Source organism: Rhizobacter sp. Root1221 (assembly GCF_001425785.1).
Classification (GTDB): domain Bacteria; phylum Pseudomonadota; class Gammaproteobacteria; order Burkholderiales; family Burkholderiaceae_C; genus Rhizobacter.
Genome location: NZ_LMDI01000005.1, coordinates 1 through 20739, shown reverse-complemented (window position 1 = coordinate 20739; position 20739 = coordinate 1). Strand labels below are relative to the sequence as shown.

At 67.7% G+C, this 20739-nt stretch carries 18 protein-coding genes and 1 pseudogene; 6 read left to right on the top strand and 13 right to left on the bottom strand.

Features of this window, described 5'->3' with window-relative positions:
* Positions 1–54 precede the first annotated feature (54 nt).
* From ASC87_RS04770 to ASC87_RS04740, 7 genes are read right to left on the bottom strand one after another with little or no spacing between them, the layout of a single operon-like run.
* Positions 55–1320: a phenylacetate--CoA ligase family protein gene (locus ASC87_RS04770; protein ID WP_056657521.1), complete on the bottom strand. Its 1266-nt coding sequence runs from the start codon at positions 1318–1320 to the stop codon at positions 55–57.
* A gap of 9 nt (positions 1321–1329) precedes the next feature.
* On the bottom strand, positions 1330–2163 hold the full coding sequence (locus ASC87_RS04765) for an ABC transporter ATP-binding protein (protein WP_056657518.1): 834 nt from the start codon (positions 2161–2163) through the stop codon (positions 1330–1332).
* A gap of 6 nt (positions 2164–2169) precedes the next feature.
* Complete coding sequence (locus ASC87_RS04760; RefSeq protein ID WP_056657515.1) at positions 2170–3471, bottom strand: ABC transporter substrate-binding protein; 1302 nt, start codon at positions 3469–3471, stop codon at positions 2170–2172.
* A 29-nt stretch (positions 3472–3500) separates the two neighbouring features.
* Complete coding sequence (locus ASC87_RS04755) at positions 3501–4565, bottom strand: branched-chain amino acid ABC transporter permease (protein WP_056657512.1); 1065 nt, start codon at positions 4563–4565, stop codon at positions 3501–3503.
* Positions 4566–4575: 10 nt separating this feature from the next.
* On the bottom strand, positions 4576–5505 hold the full coding sequence (locus tag ASC87_RS04750; RefSeq protein ID WP_056657509.1) for a branched-chain amino acid ABC transporter permease: 930 nt from the start codon (positions 5503–5505) through the stop codon (positions 4576–4578).
* A gap of 1 nt (position 5506) precedes the next feature.
* Entirely contained in the window at positions 5507–6370 is an 864-nt protein-coding gene (locus tag ASC87_RS04745; RefSeq protein ID WP_235582053.1) for an ABC transporter ATP-binding protein, read from the bottom strand.
* Positions 6367–8301, bottom strand: a complete 1935-nt coding sequence (locus ASC87_RS04740; RefSeq protein ID WP_056657506.1) for a long-chain fatty acid--CoA ligase — start codon at positions 8299–8301, stop codon at positions 6367–6369. The genes ASC87_RS04745 and ASC87_RS04740 overlap by 4 nt, the downstream gene beginning before the upstream one ends.
* A 123-nt stretch (positions 8302–8424) precedes the next feature.
* On the opposite strand from ASC87_RS04740, the gene ASC87_RS04735 reads away from it, so the two are divergent.
* Positions 8425–9153 (top strand): Crp/Fnr family transcriptional regulator, encoded by a 729-nt coding sequence (locus ASC87_RS04735; RefSeq protein ID WP_056657503.1) that lies wholly within the window; start codon positions 8425–8427, stop codon positions 9151–9153.
* 21 nt (positions 9154–9174) lie between these two features.
* Here ASC87_RS04735 and ASC87_RS04730 read toward each other — a convergent pair whose 3' ends face one another.
* Positions 9175–9564: a MarR family winged helix-turn-helix transcriptional regulator gene (locus ASC87_RS04730; RefSeq protein WP_235582052.1), complete on the bottom strand. Its 390-nt coding sequence runs from the start codon at positions 9562–9564 to the stop codon at positions 9175–9177.
* 112 nt (positions 9565–9676) lie between these two features.
* Here ASC87_RS04730 and ASC87_RS04725 point away from each other — a divergent pair, with 112 nt between their 5' ends.
* Positions 9677–10420: a siderophore-interacting protein gene (locus tag ASC87_RS04725; RefSeq protein ID WP_056658089.1), complete on the top strand. Its 744-nt coding sequence runs from the start codon at positions 9677–9679 to the stop codon at positions 10418–10420.
* Positions 10421–10430: 10 nt separating this feature from the next.
* Here the strand turns inward: ASC87_RS04725 and ASC87_RS04720 are convergent, their stop codons facing one another.
* A complete protein-coding gene (locus ASC87_RS04720; protein ID WP_056657497.1) occupies positions 10431–11324 on the bottom strand; it encodes a LysR family transcriptional regulator in 894 nt (297 codons plus the stop codon).
* A gap of 87 nt (positions 11325–11411) precedes the next feature.
* On the opposite strand from ASC87_RS04720, the gene ASC87_RS04715 reads away from it, so the two are divergent.
* A complete protein-coding gene (locus tag ASC87_RS04715; RefSeq protein ID WP_056657494.1) occupies positions 11412–12203 on the top strand; it encodes an NAD(P)H-dependent oxidoreductase in 792 nt (263 codons plus the stop codon).
* Here the strand turns inward: ASC87_RS04715 and ASC87_RS04710 are convergent.
* From ASC87_RS04710 to ASC87_RS04700, 3 genes are all read right to left on the bottom strand, one after another.
* The gene (locus tag ASC87_RS04710) at positions 12196–12837 is read right to left on the bottom strand and encodes a glutathione S-transferase (RefSeq protein ID WP_056657491.1); all 642 of its coding nucleotides are present in this window, start codon (positions 12835–12837) and stop codon (positions 12196–12198) included. The two genes, ASC87_RS04715 and ASC87_RS04710, sit on opposite strands and share 8 nt — an antisense overlap.
* Positions 12838–12944: 107 nt before the next feature.
* Positions 12945–14324 (bottom strand): polysaccharide lyase family 1 protein, encoded by a 1380-nt coding sequence (locus ASC87_RS04705; RefSeq protein WP_082568396.1) that lies wholly within the window; start codon positions 14322–14324, stop codon positions 12945–12947.
* Positions 14325–14753: 429 nt separating this feature from the next.
* Entirely contained in the window at positions 14754–16865 is a 2112-nt protein-coding gene (locus ASC87_RS04700) for a bifunctional diguanylate cyclase/phosphodiesterase (protein ID WP_056657488.1), read from the bottom strand.
* Between the two features lie 237 nt (positions 16866–17102).
* Between ASC87_RS04700 and ASC87_RS04695 the strand changes: the two genes are divergently transcribed.
* Together ASC87_RS04695 and ASC87_RS33685 are read left to right on the top strand one after the other, a co-directional pair.
* Complete coding sequence (locus ASC87_RS04695) at positions 17103–18542, top strand: hypothetical protein (RefSeq protein ID WP_235582051.1); 1440 nt, start codon at positions 17103–17105, stop codon at positions 18540–18542.
* A gap of 49 nt (positions 18543–18591) precedes the next feature.
* Positions 18592–18870 (top strand): annotated as a pseudogene (locus ASC87_RS33685) (cellulose binding domain-containing protein); the annotation flags it as partial.
* Here ASC87_RS33685 and ASC87_RS33040 read toward each other — a convergent pair.
* The gene (locus ASC87_RS33040; RefSeq protein ID WP_235582050.1) at positions 18791–19180 is read right to left on the bottom strand and encodes a hypothetical protein; all 390 of its coding nucleotides are present in this window, start codon (positions 19178–19180) and stop codon (positions 18791–18793) included. The pseudogene ASC87_RS33685 and the gene ASC87_RS33040 overlap by 80 nt on opposite strands.
* Here ASC87_RS33040 and ASC87_RS32395 point away from each other — a divergent pair.
* Positions 19165–20721, top strand: a complete 1557-nt coding sequence (locus ASC87_RS32395; RefSeq protein ID WP_056657485.1) for a DUF6055 domain-containing protein — start codon at positions 19165–19167, stop codon at positions 20719–20721. The two genes, ASC87_RS33040 and ASC87_RS32395, sit on opposite strands and share 16 nt — an antisense overlap.
* Positions 20722–20739: the final 18 nt, after the last annotated feature.

The following is a 20739-nucleotide window of genomic DNA, read 5'->3' as shown; positions in this document are numbered from 1 at the left end:
CACGAAGTATATACTTCGTACGCGAAATACATGCAAGGCGGCCAACCCGATCGATCAACCGACCGCGCGGCGGTCCACGATCACCTGGCCGTCGTTCGGCAGCGTCCCCACGCCGCACAGTTCCACCTCGCCGCGCAGCCGTGTCACGTCCCGCAGGCTGTCACCGAGGCGGTCGGCCAGGGTCTCCGGGGTGCCGTCCACCTCCACCTGCAGCGTCATGCTGTCGCGGGCCATCTCGCCATCGATCACGAGGCGCGCCCGGCGCACGGCGGGGTACCGGCGAACCACCTCGGCCACCTGGCCCGGGTGCACGAACATGCCACGCACTTTCGCGGTCTGGTCGGCCCGGCCCAGCCACCCGCGAAGCCGCGCATTGGTGCGGCCCGTGGGGCAGTGCCCGGGCAACACCGCCGACAGGTCGCCGGTGCCGAACCGCACCAGCGGGTGGTCTTCGTTCAGCGTGGTGACCACCACCTCGCCCACCTCGCCGTCGGGCACGGGGTCGCCCGTGCCGGGGCGGACGATCTCGACGATCACCCCCTCGTCGAGCACCAGCCCCTCGCGTGCCACGGTCTCATAGGCGATGAGGCCCAGGTCGGCCGTGGCATAACACTGGTACGCCGTGATGCCCCGGTCGCGCAGCCAGTCGCGCAGGGCCGCGGGGAAGGCCTCGCCCGACACCAGCGCCTTCTTCATGAACGGCAGCGCCAGCCCCTGCGCGGCCGCCTTTTCCACCAGGATGCGCAGGAAACTCGGCGTGCCCACGTACGCGTCGGCCTTCAGCTCGGCCATCGCCTGCAGTTGCAGCTCGGTCTGGCCCACGCCCCCTGGAAACACCGCACACCCGATCGCAAACGCGCCGCTTTCCATGAGGCTGCCGGCGGGCGTCAGGTGGTAGCTGAAGGCGTTGTGCACGAGGTCGCCGGCACGAAAGCCCGCCGCGTACAGCGCCCGCGCCGAGCGCCAGCCGTCCGGCGTATCGCCCTCCGGTTCGTAGATGGGACCGGGGGACTGGAACACCCGCCGGGCCCGGCGCACGCGCGGCACGTTCGCCCATCCGACGGCGGAAAACCCGCCGAACGGGTCGGCCGCCACCTGGGCACGTTGCCGCGCCAACAGGTCGCTCTTGCGGGTCACCGGCAACTGCGCGAGCGCGGCGCGGGTGTCCACGGCAGCGGGGTCGAGCCCCTGCAGGATCTCGGCAAAGGCGGGCGAGGCCTGCCGGGCCCACGCCACGGCGCCGGGCAACGCGGCGAACAACGCGGCCTCGCGGCCGGCCGGGTCACGGGTTTCGAGGGAGTCGTAAGGTTGGTCGGTCATCACGCGCCTTCACGTCAGCCAGCGCTTGCGCCGCCGGTAGCTCTTCACGTCGCGGAAGCTGCTGCGTTCGCCAGCGCCCCCACCCATCCCGAGGTAGAACTCCTTGACGTCCTCGTTCTCGCGCAGCGCACTGGCGGCGCCGTCGAGCACCACGCGGCCGCTCTCCAGGATGTAGCCATGGTCGGCAAAACGCAGCGCGATCTGCGTGTTCTGCTCGGCCAGCAGGAACGTCACGCCCTCGCGCCGGTTCAGGTCCTGCACGATGCCGAACACCTCCTCGACGATCTGCGGCGCAAGCCCCATCGACGGCTCGTCGAGCAGCACCATGCGCGGGCTGGCCATGAGCGCGCGGCCGATGGCGCACATCTGCTGCTCACCGCCCGACGTGTAGGCCGCCTGCGACGTGCGCCGGGTCTTGAGCCGCGGGAAATAGGCGTACACCTTCTCGAGCGTCTCGGCCACCGCGGCCCGGCCGTCGCGGCGCGCGTACGCGCCAGCCAGCAGGTTCTCCTCGATGGTCAGGTGCGCGAAGCAGTGCCGGCCTTCCATGACCTGCACCACGCCGCGCTGCACCAGGTCGCCAGGGGTGAGTTGCTCCACCCGCTCGCCGCGCAGCTCGATGCGCCCCTTCGTGACTTCCCCCCGCTGGCCCGCCAGCAGGTTGGAGATGGCCCGCAGCGTGGTGGTCTTGCCCGCGCCATTGCCCCCGAGCAAGGCAACCACCTTGCCCTCGGGCACCGACAGCGACACCCCCTTCAACACGAGGATCACGTGCTGGTAGATGACCTCGATGCCGTTGACGTCCAGCAGCGGCGGGGCCGGTGATGTGGAGACGGTTTCCATCGTGGTTCAGCTGCAGCTGCGCGGCTTGATGTTCTTGTCCTTCGCGTACTTGGCCGCGAATTCCTTGACCAGGTCGTCGATGGGCTGCTTCGCCGGCTGGTACCAGTCGGACTTGACCTGCCACTTGGCCCCGTCCCACTGGGCCACGCGCGCCCAGCCGTTGCCCATGTGGTTGCTGCAGCTGGTCTGCACCGGGCGCATGATCTCGCCGAAGCCCAGCACCTTCAGCCGGTCGGCCGTGAGGTTGAGGTTCTCCAGGCCCCAGCGCACCTGCTCGGGGGTCATCACCTTGCCCTTGCCGAACTTGTCCTGCGCGGTGCGGATGCCCTCGACGATGAGCATCGAGATCATCATGCCGCGGGTGTGCGCGAGCGTGCCGATGTCGGTGGGCGCGCCCGACCCCTGCCCCTTGTCGTACACCAGCTTCTTCAAGTCGGCGTGCACCTTGTCCGTGGCCGCGCTGTTGTGCAGCGTGATCGCGTTGTAGCCCTTGGCGCTCGAGCCCAGGTCCTTCACGTCGTGGTCGGAGCCGGCCCACCAGATGGCGTAGATCTTCTCGCGCGGGAAGCCCGTGGCCTGGGCCTCGCGGATGCCTGCGGGTGTCATCACGCCGGCCGACCAGAACAGCACGTAGTCGGGCCGTTGCTGGCGGATCTGGAGCCAGGTGGACTTCTGCTCCACCCCCGGCGGCGTCACCGGCAACGGGATCAGCTGGAAGCCCTCGGCCTCGGCACGCTTTTGCAGCAGCGGGAGGGGTTCCTTGCCGTACGGCGAGTCGTGGTACACGAGCGCGATCTTCTTGCCCTTGAGCGAGCCGCCCTCCTTCTTCGCGATGTCCTGCAGCATCACGTCGGCGGCGGTCCAGTAGGTGCCCAGCAGCGGGAAGTTCCACTCGAAGACCGAGCCGTCGGCCGATTGCGACAGCCCGTAGCCCGGGGTGATCACCGGGATCTTGTCGGCCGTGGCCTTTTCGGTGACCGCGAACGTGATGCCGGTGGACTGCGTGTCGAAGGCCGATGCGCCGCTGCCCTTCATCTTGAGCCGCTCGTAGCACTCGACGCCCTTGGCCGCGTCGTACGCCGTCTCGCATTCCTCGAACGCGAGTTTGACGCCGTTGACACCGCCGTCACGGGCGTTCACAAGTTTCAGGTAGTCCTGCTTGCCGTCACCCCACGGGATGCCCAGCGGCGCGAACTGCCCGGTGCGGTACACCAGCAGCGGCACGAACTGCTCCTGGGCGAGTGACGGCAGCGGGGCCAGGCCCGCGAGTGCGGCGGCGAACAGGATGGGGCGGATCAACGATGGCATGGTTCGGCTCCTCGGGTTGTTCTGCGGGATCAATAGGGGAACGGCCAGACGCGCAATTTCTGCCGCACCGTGGACCACAGCCGGGCAAGCCCGTGCGGTTCGACGATGAGGAAAAAGACGATCAGCGCGCCGAAGATCAGGTGTTCGAGGTGGGACGCGGTGCCGGTGGAGATGGGCACGCCCAGCCAGTGCGGCACGTGGTTCAGCAGCAGCGGCAGCAGCACGATGAAGGCCGCGCCGAAGAAGGCGCCGGAGATCGACCCCAGGCCGCCGATGATGATCATGAACAACAGCTGGAACGACTTGTCGATGCCGAACGCCGCGGGCTCCCAGGCGCCCAGGTGCACGAAGCCCCACAACGCGCCGGCCACGCCCACGATGAAGCTGCTCACCGCAAACGCCGTGAGCTTCGCGTACACCGGGCGGATGCCGATGACGGCGGCGGCCACGTCCATGTCGCGCATCGCCATCCACTCGCGTCCCACCGCACCGCGCACGAGGTTCTTCGCCAGCAGCGCGAACACCATCACCAGCACCAGGCACAGCACGTACTTCTGCGCGGGGGTGTCGAAGTGCACGCCGAAGGCCTGCAGGGTCTGCACGCTGACCGACCCGGACGACGAGTCGTTCGTGACCCACTTGACCCGGTTGGTGAACCAGTCGATGAAAAACTGGGCCGCGAGCGTGGCCACCGCAAGGTAGAGCCCGCGGATGCGCAGGCTCGGCAGGCCGAACAGCACGCCCACCGCGGTGGCCGCCGCACCGCCCCCCAGCAGCGCCAGCAGCAGCGGCATGCCCTCGATGCGCACCTGCAGGTTGTACGCCGCGTAGGCACCCACCGCCATGAACGCGCCGGTGCCGAGCGAGATCTGCCCGCAGTAGCCCACCAGGATGTTCAGGCCGATGGCGGCCAGCGACAGGATCAGGAACGGGATCAGCACGGCCCGGAACAGGTAGTCCGACGCCAGCCACGGCATCGCCACCAGGCTGATGCCCAGCAGGCCCAGCATGAACCAGCGGTCCTGGGCCACGGGGAACAGCGCCAGGTCGGCCCGGTAGCTCGCCTTGAACTGGCCGTTTTCTCGGTAGAACATGGCGTGCTCCTCAGACCCGGTCGATGATGCGGTCGCCGAACAGGCCCTGTGGCCGCACCAGCAGCACCACGAGCGCCAGCACGTACGCGAACCAGTTCTCGATGCCCCCGCCGAGCGCCGGGCCGAGGTAGATCTCCGAGAGCTTCTCGCCCATGCCGATGATCAGCCCGCCGGCCACCGCCCCGGGCACCGACGTGAGCCCGCCGAGGATCACCACCGGGAAGGCCTTCAGCGCCACCATCGAGATCGAGAACTGCACGCCGAGCTTGCTGCCCCAGATGATGCCGGCCACCAGCGCGACGAGCCCGCCGATGGTCCACACGATCACCCAGATGCGGCCGAGCGGGATGCCGATGGACTGCGCGGCCTGGTGGTCGTCCGCCACGGCACGCAGCGCGCGGCCGGTGCGCGTCTTCTGGAAGAACAGCGTCAGCATGGCCACCAGCACCGCGGCGGCCAGTGCGGAGTACAGGTCCTCCGTGCTCAGCAGCAGGCCGCCCTCGAAGGTGTCGCCCAGCACCACGAGCGGGTCCTTCGGCATGCCGATGTCGATCTTGTAGGTGGCGCTGCCGAACAGCAGCTGGCCGCCGCCATCGAGGATGTAGGTGATGCCCAGTGTCACCATCAGCAGCGTGATGCCCTCCTGGTTCACCAGGTGCCTCAGCGCGAACCGCTCCACGGCCCAGGCCACCGCGAACATGCACACGCAGGCGGCGAGGAACGCGAGGATGTTTGCGAGCACGGCGCTGTCGAAGCCCAGCCACTGCGGGAACCATTCGGAGAACCGGGCCATCGCGAGCGCGGCGAACAGCACCATCGCCCCCTGCGCGAAGTTGAACACCCCCGACGCTTTGAAGATCAGCACGAAGCCGAGGGCCACCAGCGCATAGAGCATGCCGGTCATCAGGCCGCCGAAGACAGTTTCGAGAAAGAAGCCCATGTCAGTTCCCCTGGCCCAGGTAGGCCTTGATGACCTCGGGGTCGTGCCGCACCTCGTCGGGTGTGCCGTCGCCGATCTTGCGGCCGTAGTCGAGCACCACGACCCGGTCGCTGATGTCCATCACCACGCCCATGTCATGTTCGATCAGCACGATGGTGGTGCCGAACTCGCTGTTGACGTCGAGCACGAAGCGGCACATGTCCTGCTTCTCCTCGACGTTCATGCCGGCCATCGGTTCGTCGAGCAGCAGCACGCCGGGCTCCATCGCCAGCGCACGCCCGAGGTCCACGCGCTTTTGCAGGCCGTACGGCAACTGGCCCACCGGCACCTTGCGGTACGCCTGGATGTCGAGGAATTCGATGATGCCCTCCACCACCTGGCGGTGCCGGATCTCCTCGCGCAGCGCCGGCCCGATGCGCAGCGCCTGCTGCAGCAGCCCGCACTTCATGCGCAGGTTGCGGCCCGTCATGATGTTGTCGAGCACCGTCATGCCCTTGAACAGCGCGAGGTTCTGGAACGTGCGGGCCACGCCCATCTCCGCCACCTGGCGCGGGTTCATGTGCGAGAACGTCTTGCCGCGGAACGTGATGGCGCCGTCCTGCGGGGTGTACACCCCGTTGATGCAGTTCAACATCGAACTCTTGCCGGCGCCGTTGGGGCCGATGATCGAGCGGATCTCGTGCTCCCTCACGTCGAAGCTGATGTCGGCCAGCGCCTTCACGCCACCGAAGCGCAGCGAGATGTTGCGCACGTCGAGGATCACGTCCCCGATGCGCGGCACGTGCCCGGCGCGCACGGCGTGGTCGGCCGGCACGGGCGGCACCAGGGTGGGGTCCATGGCACGCAGCGCGGTGATGGCGTTCATGCGGCACTCCTCACGGGCGGGTAGGTCTTGGCGTCGAGGATCTGCAGGTCGGCGGCGATGGTGCCGGTGCGGCCGTTCTCGAAGCGCACCTCGGTGGCGATGTGCTGGTGGTCGCGCCCGCCGTACAGGGCCTCGATCAGCACGGCGTACTTCTCGGCGATGTGGCCGCGGCGAACCTTCCGCGTGCGCGTCAGTTCGCCGTCGTCCGCGTCCAGGTCCTTGTGCATCACGAGGAACCGGTGGATCTGCGAGGCGGCCATCTGCGTGTCGGCGGCCAGGTCGGCATTGACCTGCTCGATGCAGCCGCGCACCAGCGCCAGCACCTCCGGCTTCGACGCGAGGTCGGTGTACCCGGTGTATGCGAGGTTGCGCCGCTCGGCCCAGTTGCCCACGGCCTCGAAGTCGATCGTCACGAACGCGCACACCTGGGACCGGCCGTTGCCGAACGCCACCGCCTCCTTGATGTGCGGGAAGAACTTCAGCTTGTTCTCGATGTACTTCGGCGCAAAGAGCGCCCCGCCCGCCAGGCGGCCCACGTCCTTCGCGCGGTCGATGATCTTCAGGTGCCCGTTCTCGGCAAAGAAGCCGGCGTCGCCCGTGCGGTACCAGCCGTCGTCGCTCAGCACCTCGGCGGTGGCTTCGGGGTTCTTGTAGTACCCCTTCAGCAGGCCGCTCGACCGCACGAAGATCTCGCCACCGTCGGCCAGGCGGATCTCCACCCCCTCGATGGGCACGCCCACCGTGTCGGCCAGCACCTCGTTGTCGGGCTGCAGGCACACGAACACCGCGGTTTCCGTGGAACCGTAGAGCTGCTTCAGGTTGATGCCGAGGGAGCGGTAGAACGCGAACAGGTCGGGGCCGATCGCCTCACCGGCCGTGTACGCCACCCGCACCCGCGACAGGCCCAGCGTGTTGCGCAGCGGGCCGTACACGAGCAGGTCGCCGAGGCCGTACAGCAGCGCGTCGACCACCCCCACCCGCCGCCCGTCCATCCGCGCCGGCCCCACGCGCCGCGCGAGCGCCATGCACCGGTCGAACAGCCAGCGCTTCGGGCGGCCCGCATCCTCCATGCGGATCATCACGCTGGTGAGCAGGGCCTCGAACACCCGCGGTGGTGCGAAGTAGTAGGTGGGGCCGATCTCCTTCAGGTCGATGCCCACGGTCTCGGGCGATTCCGGGCAGTTGACGACGTAGCCACACACCAGCCACTGCGCGAAACTGAAGATGTTCTGCCCGATCCACGCAGGCGGCAGGTAGGCCAGCACCTGCTCGTGTTCGGTCAGGCGGTCGAACCGGGCGCCGGCCTGCGCCCGGTCGATCAGCGTCGCGTGGGTGTGCACGACCCCCTTCGGTTGCCCGGTGGTACCCGACGTGAAAAACATCGCCGCCACATCGTCCGCCCGGCCCGCCGCGATCGCGGCGTCCACCCGCGGCCCGAGGTCGGTGTCATGCTGCCGGCCACTGGCCACGAGGCTGTCGAGCGACGCCAGGCCCGGCTGTACATAGTCGCGCAGGCCGCGCGGATCGTCGTACCAGACGTGCTGCAACTGTGGGCAGCGGTCGCGCACCTCGAGCAGCTTGTCCACCTGCTCCTGGTCCTCCACGATGGCGTGGGTCACCTCGGCGTTGACCAGCGGGAACACGTACTCGCCCGGGGCGGCATCCTGGTAGAGCGGCACCGGGATGGCTCCGATGGCCTGCGCGGCGATCATCGACGCGTAGAGCCGCGGCCGGTTCTCGCCGATCACGGCCAGGTGCTGGCCGGGCCGGAGGCCCGACGCCAGAAGCCCGATGGCGATGTCCCGCACCAGCCCCTGCAATTGCAGCCAGGTGAGGCTTTGCCAGATGCCGTACGCCTTCTCACGCAGCGCGGTGGCGTGCGGTCGCTGGCGGGCGTGTTCCAGCAGCAGCGCGGGGAACGTGGAAGCCATGGGTCTTCGCTCCTTCCAGCCCCGTGGCGGGGCCAATCAGTGCAACCCATTGTGCGAGCGCTTTGACGCCAGGATGTCGTCGCGACGACAATCTGCGGGTCCGTCCTACCCGGTATTACCCGCATGACCCTCAGTCCGAAGGCGCAGGCGTTGTTGCTCCGGCCCCGGTTGCCAACCGCCACCGAGGTGGCCGGCATCCCGTGGCTGCGGGTGCTCCCGCTGGACACGCGCGAGCGCGCCGTGGCGGAGGTGCGGGTGATCGACATCGCGCGGGGCGAGCAGGTGTGCCGCCACGGCCGGGAGGCCACCCACTGGCTCGGGGTGGTCAACGGGCTGCTGAAGATGAGCAGCGACCGGCCCGACGGTGTGCCGATGACCTTCGCCGGCCTGCCGTCAGGGGCGTGGTTCAGCGAAGGCACGGTGCTCAAGCGCGAACCGTACCGCTACAACGTGGAGGCCCTGCGCAACAGCGTGGTGGCCGGCATCCCCACCGGCACCTTCCACGACCTGCTGGACCACAGCATCGAGTTCAACCGCTACGTGATGCAGCAGCTCAACGAGCGGCTCGGCCAGTTCATCGCCGCGCGCGAGATCGACCGGATGACCAGCGTCGAGGAACGGGTGGCGCGCAGCCTCTGTGCGCTGTTCCACCCGGTGCTGCATCCCGGCGTGGGCCAGGTGCTGCGCATCAAGCAGGAGGAACTCGCCTACCTGGTGGGCCTGTCACGCCAGCGGGTCAACGAGGCCCTGCAGGTGCTGCAGGCGGCGAAGCTGCTGCAGCTGGAGTACGGCGGCGTGCGGGTGCTGGACCTCGACGGCCTGCGCACCTACGCCGCGGCGCCCTCGGCCTGACCGCGACGGGCCTGGAACCGCTCATTCACCTTCGAGGTTGGTCTTCACCCGCGCGAGCAACACCATCAGCGACGCACACTCCGCGTCGCTGAGGCCCTTCACCGCCTGCGTGGACAAGCGCCGCCGCTGCTTCTGCAGCACCGCCTGCACCTCCTTGCCGGCGGCGCTCACTTCGAGGTGCACGCTGCGGCGATCGGCCTCGTCCGCATGGGCGTCGAGGAACCCGCGCTCGCGCAGGCCACCGATGAGCCGCGCCACCTGCCCCTTGTCGCGCCCGGCGCTCTGGGCCAGGTCACGCGGCGTGGCGCCGGGATGCCGCGCGAAAAACCCCAGGGCCTTGGCTTCCATGTGGGAAAGATCGTGCGGACCCTCCTTCAGCACCCGGTATTGGCGGGCGCGGAAAAGGTGCATGACCTCGTGGATGGCCTCGACCACCTCTTCCGCGTGCTGAAGAGGGGATTGGTTGACAGTATCAACTGGTTTGCGCATGATGGATGACATTATCAACGATCAGAACAAAGCCATGCTGCCTCCCGTCCACACCGCCCGCCGCATCCAGCGCGTGCGCCACGAACTCGTCCGCCGCGACGTGCAGGTGGCCCGTGTCGAACCCATCGGCGCCAGTTTCGTCAGCGTCACGTTCACCGCAGAATCCCTCGCCGGTTTCACGTCCGATTCCTTCGACGACCACGTCAAGTTCATGTTCGACAACGGGTCGGGCGACCGGGTCATGCGCGACTACACACCCCGCAGTTTCAACCGCGAGCGCCGTGAACTCACCCTCGAGTTCGCGATGCACGGCGACGGCGCCGCCAGCGACTGGGCGCGGCAGGCGGCCGTGGGCCAGTCCGCCGTGATCGGCGGGCCGCGCGGCTCGATGATCATCCCGACCGACTACGCCTGGCACCTGCTGGTGGGCGACGCCACGGCGCTGCCCGCCATCCACCGCCGCATCGAGGAGCTGCCCGCCGGTGCACATGCGATCGTGGTCGCGCACGTCGATGACACCGCCGACCGCCGCCCCCTCGCGGGCGCCGCGCAGGTGGACCTGCACTGGGTCGACAGCGCCGACGCGCTGATGTCCGCGGTCCGTGCACTGGCGCTGCCGCCCGGCGAAGGATTCGTCTGGTGTGCCGGCGAAGCCCATACCATGACCCGCCTGCGCGCCATGCTCGTGCAAGAAAAATCGCTGCCGAAGGAAGCGATGAAGGTGGCCGTCTACTGGAAACAGGGCGCCACGGACTTCCACGAAACACTGGACGACTGACACGGTCACATCACAACGAACCGGCGATGTGCTCACGCAGCCACTGGTGCGCCGGGTCGCGGTGTACACGCTCATGCCACAGCATGGCCATCTCGTAGCCCGGCACCGCCACGGGCGGCGCCACCACCTTCAGTACCGGGGTGTTGCGCACCAGTCGCAACGGCAGCATGGCCACGAGGTCCGTGCTCGCCAGCGCCGACATCACGAAAAGAAAGTGCGGCACCGACAGCACCACGCGGCGCGTGAGGCCCACCTTCGCGAGCGCCTCGTCCGTGACCCCCTGGAACCCGCCGCCGTCCGGCGACACGATCACGTGTTCGAGGTCGCAGAACTGCGCCACCGTGGGCCGCCGCTTCAGGCGCGGGTGACCGGCCCGCCCCACCAGCGCGTATTCCTCCGTGAACAGCGCACGGCAGTGCAGCTCGGGTGGCGCGCCTTCGCTCGTGCGGAAGGCCAGGTCGATCTCACCCCGTTCCGCCTGCCGCGCCAGGCGCGGCGGCACCGCCTCAACCACGGCCAGCCGGCTGCCCGGTGCGGCAGCTCGCAGCCCGGCCAGCGCTGGCAGCAGGATGGTCGACTCGGTGTAGTCGGTGGCGGCCACGCACCACGTGTGGGTTGACTTGGCAGGATCGAATGGCAGGGCGGGTGCCACGGCACGGGTCAGCGACGCCAGCGCCTGCCGCAACGGCTCGCGCAGTTCATCGGCTCGCGCCGTGGGCCGCATGCCGCGGGGGCCCGGCAGCAACAGCGGGTCGCCGAAGATGTCCCGCAGCTTGGCCAGGTGCACGCTGATGGACGGCTGCGAATAGTTCAGCCGCTGCGCCGCGCGGGTCACGTTGTGTTCGGACAGCAGCACGTCGAGCGTGACGAGCAGGTTGAGATCGAGCCGACGGAGATCATTCATCGCAATACCTGGCATGTCGAGGATTCATTTCCAATATACCGGTCGGGCCCCTATCGTTCCTTCTCCCTGCAACGAAATGCCCTCGACATGAACGTCCTGATCGTCCACGCCCACCCCGAACCCCGGTCATTGAACGGCACCCTCAAGGACTTTGCGGTCCGGCGCCTGGAAACGGCGGGGCACACCGTCCAGGTCTCGGACCTGCATGCCATGCAGTGGAAAACCACGCTCGACGCCGACGACAGCCCACACCGGCCGCCCGGCACACGCTTCGACCCGGCGCTGGACTCCAAGCAGGCGTTCGAGGCTGGCAACCAGCCCGACGACATCGCCCGCGAGCAACAGAAGCTGCTGTGGGCCGATGCCGTGATCCTGCAATTCCCGCTGTGGTGGTTCTCGATGCCCGCGATCCTCAAGGGCTGGGTGGAACGGGTTTTTGCCTACGGGTTTGGCTACGGCGTAGGCGAACACTCAGACGCCCGCTGGGGCGACCGCTACGGCGAAGGCACGCTGACCGGCAAGCGCGCGATGCTGGTCGTCACCGCGGGCGGCTGGGAATCGCACTACGGCCCGCGCGGCATCAACGGCCCCATGGACGACGTGCTGTTCCCCATCCACCACGGGATCCTGTACTACCCCGGCTTCGATGTGCTGCCGCCGTTCGTCGTCCACCGCACCGGCAAGATGGACAGCGCCCGGTTCGAGGCGGTCAGTGAAGCCCTGGGCCAGCGCCTCGACACCCTGGCCACGACACCGCCCATCGCATTTCGCCCGCAGAACGCGGGGGCGTACGAGATCCCGGCGCTCACCTTGCGGGCAGACGTGGCACCTGGGCAGGTGGGCTTCGCGGCACACGTGGAGACGCCGGCGGTCACCTGAACTGCGCCGGCCGCGCCACGGCCCCCTTGTCCATGCAGACGCCGAACAGGCGACTGCCCAGCCACGCCGCCAGCCACGACTGCACCGCCGGCCAGGGCTGCCCGGCAAACCAGGCCGGGGCCACCGCGGCGAACTGGCGCACGAAGGGAAAGATCGCCAGGTCGGTGGCACACGGCGCCGCGCCGCCCAGGTAGGGCTCGTGCTGCAGCCGCGCCTGCAGCGGCAGGAGCAACACGGCCACCGCCTGCGCGCGGTGGTGGTCCCGCAGGCCGTCGGGCTCGCCAAAGCGCTCGGGGTACTTGTAGCGGTCCAGGTGGTGCTTGAACGCACCGTCGTTGCGCGCCAGCAGATCGAGGTTCACGGCCGACTGCGCCCGGGACCACACACCGTCGTGGTCCTCTGCCGCCAGCGCCCACCGCATGATGTCCCAGCTCTCCTCCAGCACCCGCCCGTCAGGCAACCGCAGCACCGGCACGGTGCCCTTGGGCGACAGCGCCAGCAACGCGGCGGGCTTGTTCCGCAGGTCCACGTCGACGACCTCGAACGCATGGCCCGCCTGGAGCAAGGCCATGCGCGCCCGCATGGCATAGGGGCAACGGCGGTAGCTGTAAAGCAGCGGCAACGGGTCGGTCATCGCCCATTGTGGAGCGGTCACGGCTTGAAGGTCGGTGCCGAGGAGTGACTGGCCGCGGGCCGATCGGAGCCCGGGCAGCAGTCATGCCGCCCGGGCCCGCGTCACCGTCAGTTGCAGCTCAGCTTGGCAAGCGCCTTGCCGGCACCGGCCACGGTGGCCAGCTTCTGCTTCACGCACGCGGGGTCCTGCACGGTGTAGCTGTACGGGATGCCCACCGGGAACGTGGCGGTGCTGACCCAGTCTTTCGCGTCACGCGTGGGCGACGACTCGCTCGCCACCCAGGTGATGCCGTACTGGGCGAAGTCAGCCGGCGACTTCACATTGTTGTTGCGCAGTTCCCAGTAGCCGATGGCGGAGCTGTCGCGCGAGGTGACGGGATTCTGCGCATTCTCGAAGTAGTTGCCCTCGATCAGCGAGAAGCCGCCCATGCGCACGTTGGCGCCCGACGTCAGCACACCGCTGTACAGGTTGTTGTACAGGTGGGTGTAGCCGCCGCGTTGCAGCGGTATCCGCGACTTCACGTTCTGGTAGACGTTGTGATGGAACGTGATGAAGCGGTCGCTGGAATCGCTGTCGCTCGAACCGATCAGGCCCACTTTCTGGTGGTCGTGGATGTGGTTGTACGAGTAGGTGATGTGGTGCGCGCCGGCCTTGCTGTCGATCAAACCGTCGAACTCCAGGTCACCCGCGCCGGAGCATTCCTTGGTGCTGCTGAACAGCGTGTTGTGGTCCACCCAGATGTAGCCCGGGTACTGCCCGCCCTGCCCTTCGATGCCGATGGCATCGATGGAGCCGGGCAGCAGGCCGATCGTCATGTTGCGGATGATGATGTTCGTGGCCCCCCCCTTGATCGCCAGCCCGAAGTTCGCGGCCGAGCCGTCAGCACCTTCGATGGTGACGTTGCCCTTGTTCTTGATCTCGACGATCGCGCCCGCGTTCTTCTGCCACTGCGCGCACGTGTCGGTGATGGCGCTGTAGTCGAACTTGCCGGTGTAGCGGACCACGAGGCCGCCGGTGCCGGTGTAGGCATCGATCGCGGCTTGCATCTGCGCCGCGGTGGCGGCCGTCACGGCCGTGACACTGCCTCCACCGGTGACCGATCCGCCGTACCCACCCGACGCGCCGCTCGGAGCAGGTGCGGGGGCCGGGGTGGGCGCCGGTGTCGGGGCAGGCGTAGGTGCGGGTGCGGGTGCGGGTGCCGGCGTGCCGGCTGGGCCCACAGCGCACTTTTCCGTGCGGCCCGGATTCGGGTCCGCGTTGTCGAACGTGGCGCTGGCGCACGACACCGTGCCCGACAACGTCTTCAGGACCCACTTGTCCTTCACGCCAAAGGACACCTGGCGCGGCGTGGTGCCGACCTTGCAGCTCTCGCCTTCGTCGGCGCACTTGGAAAAGCCGGACGGCCAATCGACGGCCAGCGCGGGGGTGGCAGCGGCACATGCCACTGCGAGGAATGTCAAACGCAGGGGACTCGGGATCTTTTTCATTGGGCTTCTTTCTCGGGTTGTTGAGAACTCGGACTGACCACCTGTTTGCGCCCTTCCGAACGGAGAAGACGCGGGGTCCTGCAACAGGCCTCCGGAGACGCCAAAGCGCCTTCCACGTTGCCGCGCGCCCTTCTGCCCACGGGTCGACACCGGTGCAGTTGCGCGCATTGACGTCAGACATCAGACGTCCGACAACGGCGCGGAGCCTAACCGGGACCGCGAGAAAGAAACAGCATTCCCATACTCTGAAACAATGCTTTCTGGATTCGACACAGCCACTTACAGCCACGCCGTCGAAGGCGGCCAAGGAATCGCCCTCTGGAAACTCGCGAGCGCGAGTATTCAACGACCCAACGGGCCTACATTGACGCAGGAGTCAGCGCCAACAAACTGTTTCCCGCGAGCCCGCGGGAGGGTAAATACCCAGTTTCAGCCGACGAATTCCAATGGTATAGCGCCCGTTTCCAGGCTCTTGAAGGGCCCGCCGAGAAACTCATTGGCCGCGGCGACAGCCAGCGGCCTGGCAAAGAAGTAACCCTGGAGAAGGTGGCACCCCAACGCCCGCAACTGGCGCGCCTGCGCCTCAGTTTCAACGCCTTCGGCCACGATGTCCAGACCCAGGTTTCTCGCCAACCCGATGGCCGTGGCGCATATCTCGAGGTCTTTGCCGCCCTTGCCGATGTCCCGCACAAAACTGCGATCCAGTTTGAATGCGTGCACCGGCAATACCTTGAGGTAACTCAACGATGAATAACCCGTTCCAAAATCATCGATCGACAGGCGCACACCAAGGCTCTTCAGCGCACCGAGGCGTGCAATGGAACTCTCGGGGTCCTGCATCAGCACGGATTCCGTGATTTCCAGTTCGACGTTGGCCGCCGCGAGGCCGAATCGCCGAATGGCCTGCGCCACGGTTTCTTCCAGGTTCGACACCAGCAACTGCTGGGCCGACAGATTCACCGCCACCCTCAACCCGTCATACCCCATCGCATGCCAGCGGGCCAACTGCTCGCACGCAGACTCGATTACCCACGAACCGATGGCGGCGATAAGCCCCATCGATTCCGCCAACTGGATGAATCGGTCCGGCAAGACCAGGCCATGCGTCGGGTGCTCCCATCGGATCAGGGCTTCCATGCATACCGTGCGCCCATCCGACGCACGCACCTGCGGCTGGTAGCAGAGAAAGAACTGGCGCTTGATCAACGCCGCTTTCAAGGCATTCTCGAAATCGATCCGCTCCTGGATGTTCCCCTTCAGGGATGGGCGATACACCCCCAGGCTGCCCGGACCGGACCGCTTGGCGTCGTGCAACGCCAGCTCGGCAGCGGCCAGCACATCCTCGGCCGCGCCACCGTCGTCCGGGAACACGGCCACCCCCGCACTGGCGGTGATCCGCAGCTCACTGCCGGCCACCAGGAACGGCGCCTCCAGCGCGGCGGCCAGCCTGTCGTACAGCACGGCCACGCCGCCTTCGCCCACGAGGTTGCCGGCGGCCACGAGGAAGCCCCCGTTGTTCAACCGCGCCACCAGGTCGCTGTCCGTGACGTTGTGCCGCAGGCGCTCCGACACCTCGACCAGCACCTGGTCGCCCACCTGGTGGCCGCGGGTGCCGTTGATGATGCCGAGCCGATCGACGTCGAGCAGGAACACCGCCAGCACAGTGCGATTCAGCCCGTTGAGGTCCACCAGGATGTGCAGCCGGTCCAGCGCGCCCGAACGATTGGGCAAGCCCGTCAAGGGGTCGTTGTTCAGCGCGTGCTGGAACCGCTGCTTGGCGATCTCGTGGCGCTCCACTTCCTGGACCAGCGCGCTGCTGATCCGGACCTGCTCGAGTTTCCGGTTCGAGAAGTTCGTCCGGACCATGATCGAAAAGGAGGCGGCCAGGAACAGGAAGCCGAACCCGCCGAGGTAAGGCACTTTCAACGTCCCGGCATCCGACAGGCTTGCGGCGCCGGTGGTCAGGAACATCAGGCCGACGGAGCCCCAGATGAGGGCACTGGCAAACCGCTCCCCCAGCCTGTGGACCCGTACCGAGAACAGCAGCGCGTAGACCATCAAGGCAAGCGACACCACGCGCACCACCCGGGAAACCGCAGAGGGTTCACCGGAAAGAACGGCGATCCTCTCGCCCCACGGCAACACGACGGCTATATCCGGGTGCACCGATGAAAACCGGAATCCGAACGGCGCGGCAAAGTTGCAGGCGATCACCACGCCAATCAACACGGCAATGCCGTGTGACATCACGGGTGCGTACCACGCGTCGTCGAAAGCAGCCACCAGATACCAGATGAGCGCGACGATCAGCAGCAGAAACAGATTCACCCACTTGTGGGCATCCACCGCCGCCGGCAGATCGCCCGCCGTGTATTGCGCCGCGTTGGAAACCTGAAACAACGAAAAGGCCAGGCAAATGGCGGAGAAAAGCCACGCGGCTTTCACATGGTCGCTGCTGCGCGCCATCAGTGCTGCGTGAAACGAACCCATCAACAACATGCCCGCAGAGACAAAGTAAAGACTTGCGATGGGGGCGTTCATCTCAGCCTCATGGTTCGGGGGCCGAGATACTAACTTCAAATTCTCCGCTCGATGCATCCGATAACCGCCGGCCCCGGGCGGACATCACGACTCTTACACGCATTACGTTCGCGCACGATTCGTCCCACAAATCCGTTCGTGCCTCGGCGAACATGTGAGCCCACGTCGTACAACCACGCCCACCCCGGACCGCGGATGGGTGCCGGTCCTGCCCTTTCATCCTGTGCCTCGCCGACCATGAGCCTTTCCCGCAACTCCACCCATCGCTTGCGCCTGGCCCTGCTGGTGAACTTAGCCGCGCTGGTCGCCGCATGTGGCGGCGGTTCGTCACAAGACAACGTGGCGGCCGCGCCGCCGCCATCCGCCCCTGCCCCTGCCCCTGCCCCTGCCCCTGCCCCTGCCCCTGCCCCTGCCCCTGCCCCAGCTCCAGCTCCAGCTCCAGCTCCAGCTCCAAGCCCTGCGCCGGCCCCCGCTGCCTGTGACACGCTGGCCGAACGGCTCCGGTCCACCTCGCTGACCGTCGGTGGCAACGCGGCCCCCAACGACGAGTACACCCCCGCGGTCATCGCGCCGCGCGCCGATGGCACCGCACTGCTCGCTTGGACCGATCGGACCGCCTCGGCCATCAAGATGGCCACGCTGACCACCGCCGATGCACTCGGCCCATCGCTGCCCGGGGTCGCCGGGCTGGAGGTGCATGCGATGCTTGCCACCGCCACCGGTGCCGCCCTCGCCGTGGTGGCCAACGACCCTGACATCCATTCGGCCAAGTACTGCCGATCCGCCGCGACGCCGGACAACGCGGTGTGCGGGAAGATGGACCTGGTGCGGGTCGACGCCGCCGGCACCACGCTCTCACGCACCACCCTCACCAAGAAGGGCAATGTCGACAGCGCCGGCGCCCAGTTCATCTGGTGGTACGGCCACACGGCACGGCTGGCCACCGACGGCACGAAGATCGGCGTCTACTACCGCTCGGCGATGTCCACCGCTCGGCCGAACGTGGCCGGCGAGGTCGACATCCATGCCGGCGACACGCTGAAGTTCGTCGATGCAGCCACGGGCGGCTTGCTTGCTGGCGGCTGGGACTGGGGTTGCAGCCACAGCTGGTCCGTTCGGCTCGCCCACAACGGCGCGCAGTGGGCGGCCAGCTGCCACGGCGACGCCTATCCGAACGCGATGCGGACCGCGCGCCTGGCCACCCCCACGTCCACGGCCAGCACGCTGCAATGGCTGGACGGCAGCGACCCGGCCCAACGGGCGCTGGGCGGGCTGGTGCCCACCACCGGAGGCCACTGGCTCAACTACATCGAATCGGTCGGCGGCAAGCTCGTGCTGAAGCTGGCAAAGGTGCCCGACAGTGGCAGCGCACCGGGCGCCACCACCACGATCACCGCCGCCACGGGCATCGATGCCACCTACCCGTTTCGTCCATACATGGCGGCGTACGGCACCGGCAAGTTGCTGATTGGCTGGAAGGCCGGCGGCAAGCTCGTGCTGGCCGTGGCCGATGCCGGCTCCGGCGCCGTACTCGAAGGTCCCGTCACCACCACGCTTGCCATCGACACGTTCCAGGACATGACCCCCACGCCCGCTGGCGACGTGGTGTGGGCCTACAGCCCGGGCGGCACAAGGGTCCAGGTGCAACGGGTAGCGGCCTGCAAGCTGCCGTCGTGACACCGCAGACAACAAGAACTGATCCATCACACAGGGAAGGAACCACCACATGCATCGAATGAAATCCGTGGCCGCCGGGCTCGTCCTGGCCGGCCTCTTCGCGGCGAGCGCGCGCGCAGCCAGCCCGGTCACGTTGACCTACGTGGTCCACAACAAGTGGAACGGCGGGTACTGCGCCGGCGTGACGGTGGTGAACCCGAACAACGAACCCGTGCAGTGGAGCGGCTCGCTCACCGTGCCGGGCCGCGTCAACAACGTCTGGAACGCCCAATGGCAACAGACGGGCACCGCGCTGTCGCTCTCCGGGGTGGCATGGAACAAGACCCTGGCGGCCAGGGCCAGCACCGAGTCGATCGGGTTCTGCGCCACGAACACGGCCGCCCCAGCCCCAGCCCCAGCCCCAGCCCCAGCTCCAGCTCCAGCTCCAGCTCCAGCTCCAGCTCCAGCTCCAGCTCCAGCTCCAGCTCCGGCTCCAGCACCAGCACCAGCACCAGCACCAGCACCAGCACCAGCACCAGCACCAGCACCAGCACCAGCACCAGCACCAGCACCAGCACCAGCACCGACTCCTGCTCCTGCTCCTGCTCCTGCTCCCGCTCCGGCGGTTGACCAAGGCACCACGGTGACCACCTGGGCACCGGCCAACGCCACCCCGAAGCCGGCCGTCACCCCGGGCACCTGGCGCGCCGGTGGCCCCAACCCCGAACAGTCGCACTTCAAGCTGCTCAAGGAATCGGCCCACTTCGCCTTCTATTCGGACGAGRCCCTCTCCGAGGCCGACCTGACCCTGGCGGCCGAGACGCTCGAGAACACGGTCTGGCAGAACCTGTTCAATTCGAACCTGCTGATGCCCGAGCCGTTCTACAACAAGGCCGACAAGATCAAGCCCGCCATCCACATCCACTCCGGCTGGGGCCTGACCGSCGGYGCCTGGGTGGATCCCCAGCGCAACCTGCACATGGGCATGTGGATCGCGCCCGGTGCGCTGAAGGACCGCTGGGGCCTCACGCACGAGTTCACGCACGGTTGGCAGTYSTGGGCCACGAACAACGGCGGCATGGCCTGCAACCAGTCGAACACCTGCGGCTGGATCCACGAGAGCCACGCGAACTTCACGCCGCACCAGCTGCCCGAGTACCAGGGCAACCTGCACTGCTCCGAGATGCTGCCCAACGCCCCRCACCTGTACCTCGGGTCCACGCGCGACCGGTATTGCAACTGGCAGTTCATGGAGTACCTCAAGGACAAGCACGGCCCCGAGGCCGTCACGCAGATCTGGACCACCGCAGGCCCCGACCCGTTCACCAACATCCAGACGTCACGCGGCTGGTCGATCGCCCAGCTCAACGACTTCATCGGTGACTGGGCGATGCACAACGTGGTGTGGGACTACAAGGCCACGCCCGCGGCCTTCCGCAACAGCTACGGCAACATCACGCTGACCGACAGGGCCGAGCGCATGCGCCGGCTGATGCCGCTGGAAGCGCTGGACACCAACTGGGCCACCAACCGCCGTTTTGCTTCGCCGTTCTACGGCGCGCCGCAACGCTTCGGCTACAACGTCGTGCGCCTGTACCCGGTCAACGGGGCCACCACCGTGACGGTCAAGTTCCGCGGCATCAACCAGACGGGCTCCGACACCGACTTCCGCTGGGGGCTGGTGGCCACGAACACGCAGTTCACCTCGGGCCGCTACAGCGCCTTGCAGAAGGGGCTGGACGCCGACCTGACCTTCCGGGTCAACCCGGGCGAACCGCTGTTCCTGGTGGTGACGGCCACGCCGTCGGTGTTCAAGACGATCGTCTGGGACCAGGCCTACGGCACGATCTGGCGCCACCCCTACATGATCGAGCTGGCCAACGCGTGGCCGCAGGGCTTCCAGAACGGGCAGCGTGATCCGTGTCCGTCGGGCACCGTGCGCCATACCAACGGTGGCGGTTGCGCACCGTCGGGCACGCCGACGACTGTGTACGTCGGCCCCTACGCGTCGATCCTGCCGGGCGGCCGGGCCTCCGGCACCGCGCGCATCGAAGACCAGGCCATCGTGGCCAACGGCTCGGTCACCGGCGGCACCGTGGGCGGCCTCAGTGTCATCGGCGTGACGGGCAGCCCGTGGGGCAACAACGCCTTCACGGTGTCYGGCTCCGCGCAGGTGCGCACCACGTTCTACGGGTGGTGACCAGAGGAAGCACCGCAA

Bases quoted from the DNA above. Each gene is read 5' to 3' on its own strand.
- ASC87_RS04710 (WP_056657491.1), bottom strand. From the start codon at position 12,837: ATGACCGACCCGTTGCCGCTGCTTTACAGCTACCGCCGTTGCCCCTAT.
- ASC87_RS04745 (WP_235582053.1), bottom strand. From the start codon at position 6,370: ATGAACGCCATCACCGCGCTGCGTGCCATGGACCCCACCCTGGTGCCG.
- ASC87_RS04760 (WP_056657515.1), bottom strand. From the start codon at position 3,471: ATGCCATCGTTGATCCGCCCCATCCTGTTCGCCGCCGCACTCGCGGGC.
- ASC87_RS04695 (WP_235582051.1), top strand. From the start codon at position 17,103: ATGAGCCTTTCCCGCAACTCCACCCATCGCTTGCGCCTGGCCCTGCTG.
- ASC87_RS04765 (WP_056657518.1), bottom strand. From the start codon at position 2,163: ATGGAAACCGTCTCCACATCACCGGCCCCGCCGCTGCTGGACGTCAAC.
- ASC87_RS04740 (WP_056657506.1), bottom strand. From the start codon at position 8,301: ATGGCTTCCACGTTCCCCGCGCTGCTGCTGGAACACGCCCGCCAGCGA.
- ASC87_RS04700 (WP_056657488.1), bottom strand. From the start codon at position 16,865: ATGAACGCCCCCATCGCAAGTCTTTACTTTGTCTCTGCGGGCATGTTG.
- ASC87_RS04770 (WP_056657521.1), bottom strand. From the start codon at position 1,320: ATGACCGACCAACCTTACGACTCCCTCGAAACCCGTGACCCGGCCGGC.
- ASC87_RS04750 (WP_056657509.1), bottom strand. From the start codon at position 5,505: ATGGGCTTCTTTCTCGAAACTGTCTTCGGCGGCCTGATGACCGGCATG.
- ASC87_RS04725 (WP_056658089.1), top strand. From the start codon at position 9,677: ATGCTGCCTCCCGTCCACACCGCCCGCCGCATCCAGCGCGTGCGCCAC.
- ASC87_RS04730 (WP_235582052.1), bottom strand. From the start codon at position 9,564: ATGCACCTTTTCCGCGCCCGCCAATACCGGGTGCTGAAGGAGGGTCCG.
- ASC87_RS04755 (WP_056657512.1), bottom strand. From the start codon at position 4,565: ATGTTCTACCGAGAAAACGGCCAGTTCAAGGCGAGCTACCGGGCCGAC.
- ASC87_RS04720 (WP_056657497.1), bottom strand. From the start codon at position 11,324: ATGAATGATCTCCGTCGGCTCGATCTCAACCTGCTCGTCACGCTCGAC.
- ASC87_RS04715 (WP_056657494.1), top strand. From the start codon at position 11,412: ATGAACGTCCTGATCGTCCACGCCCACCCCGAACCCCGGTCATTGAAC.
- ASC87_RS04705 (WP_082568396.1), bottom strand. From the start codon at position 14,324: ATGAAAAAGATCCCGAGTCCCCTGCGTTTGACATTCCTCGCAGTGGCA.
- ASC87_RS04735 (WP_056657503.1), top strand. From the start codon at position 8,425: ATGACCCTCAGTCCGAAGGCGCAGGCGTTGTTGCTCCGGCCCCGGTTG.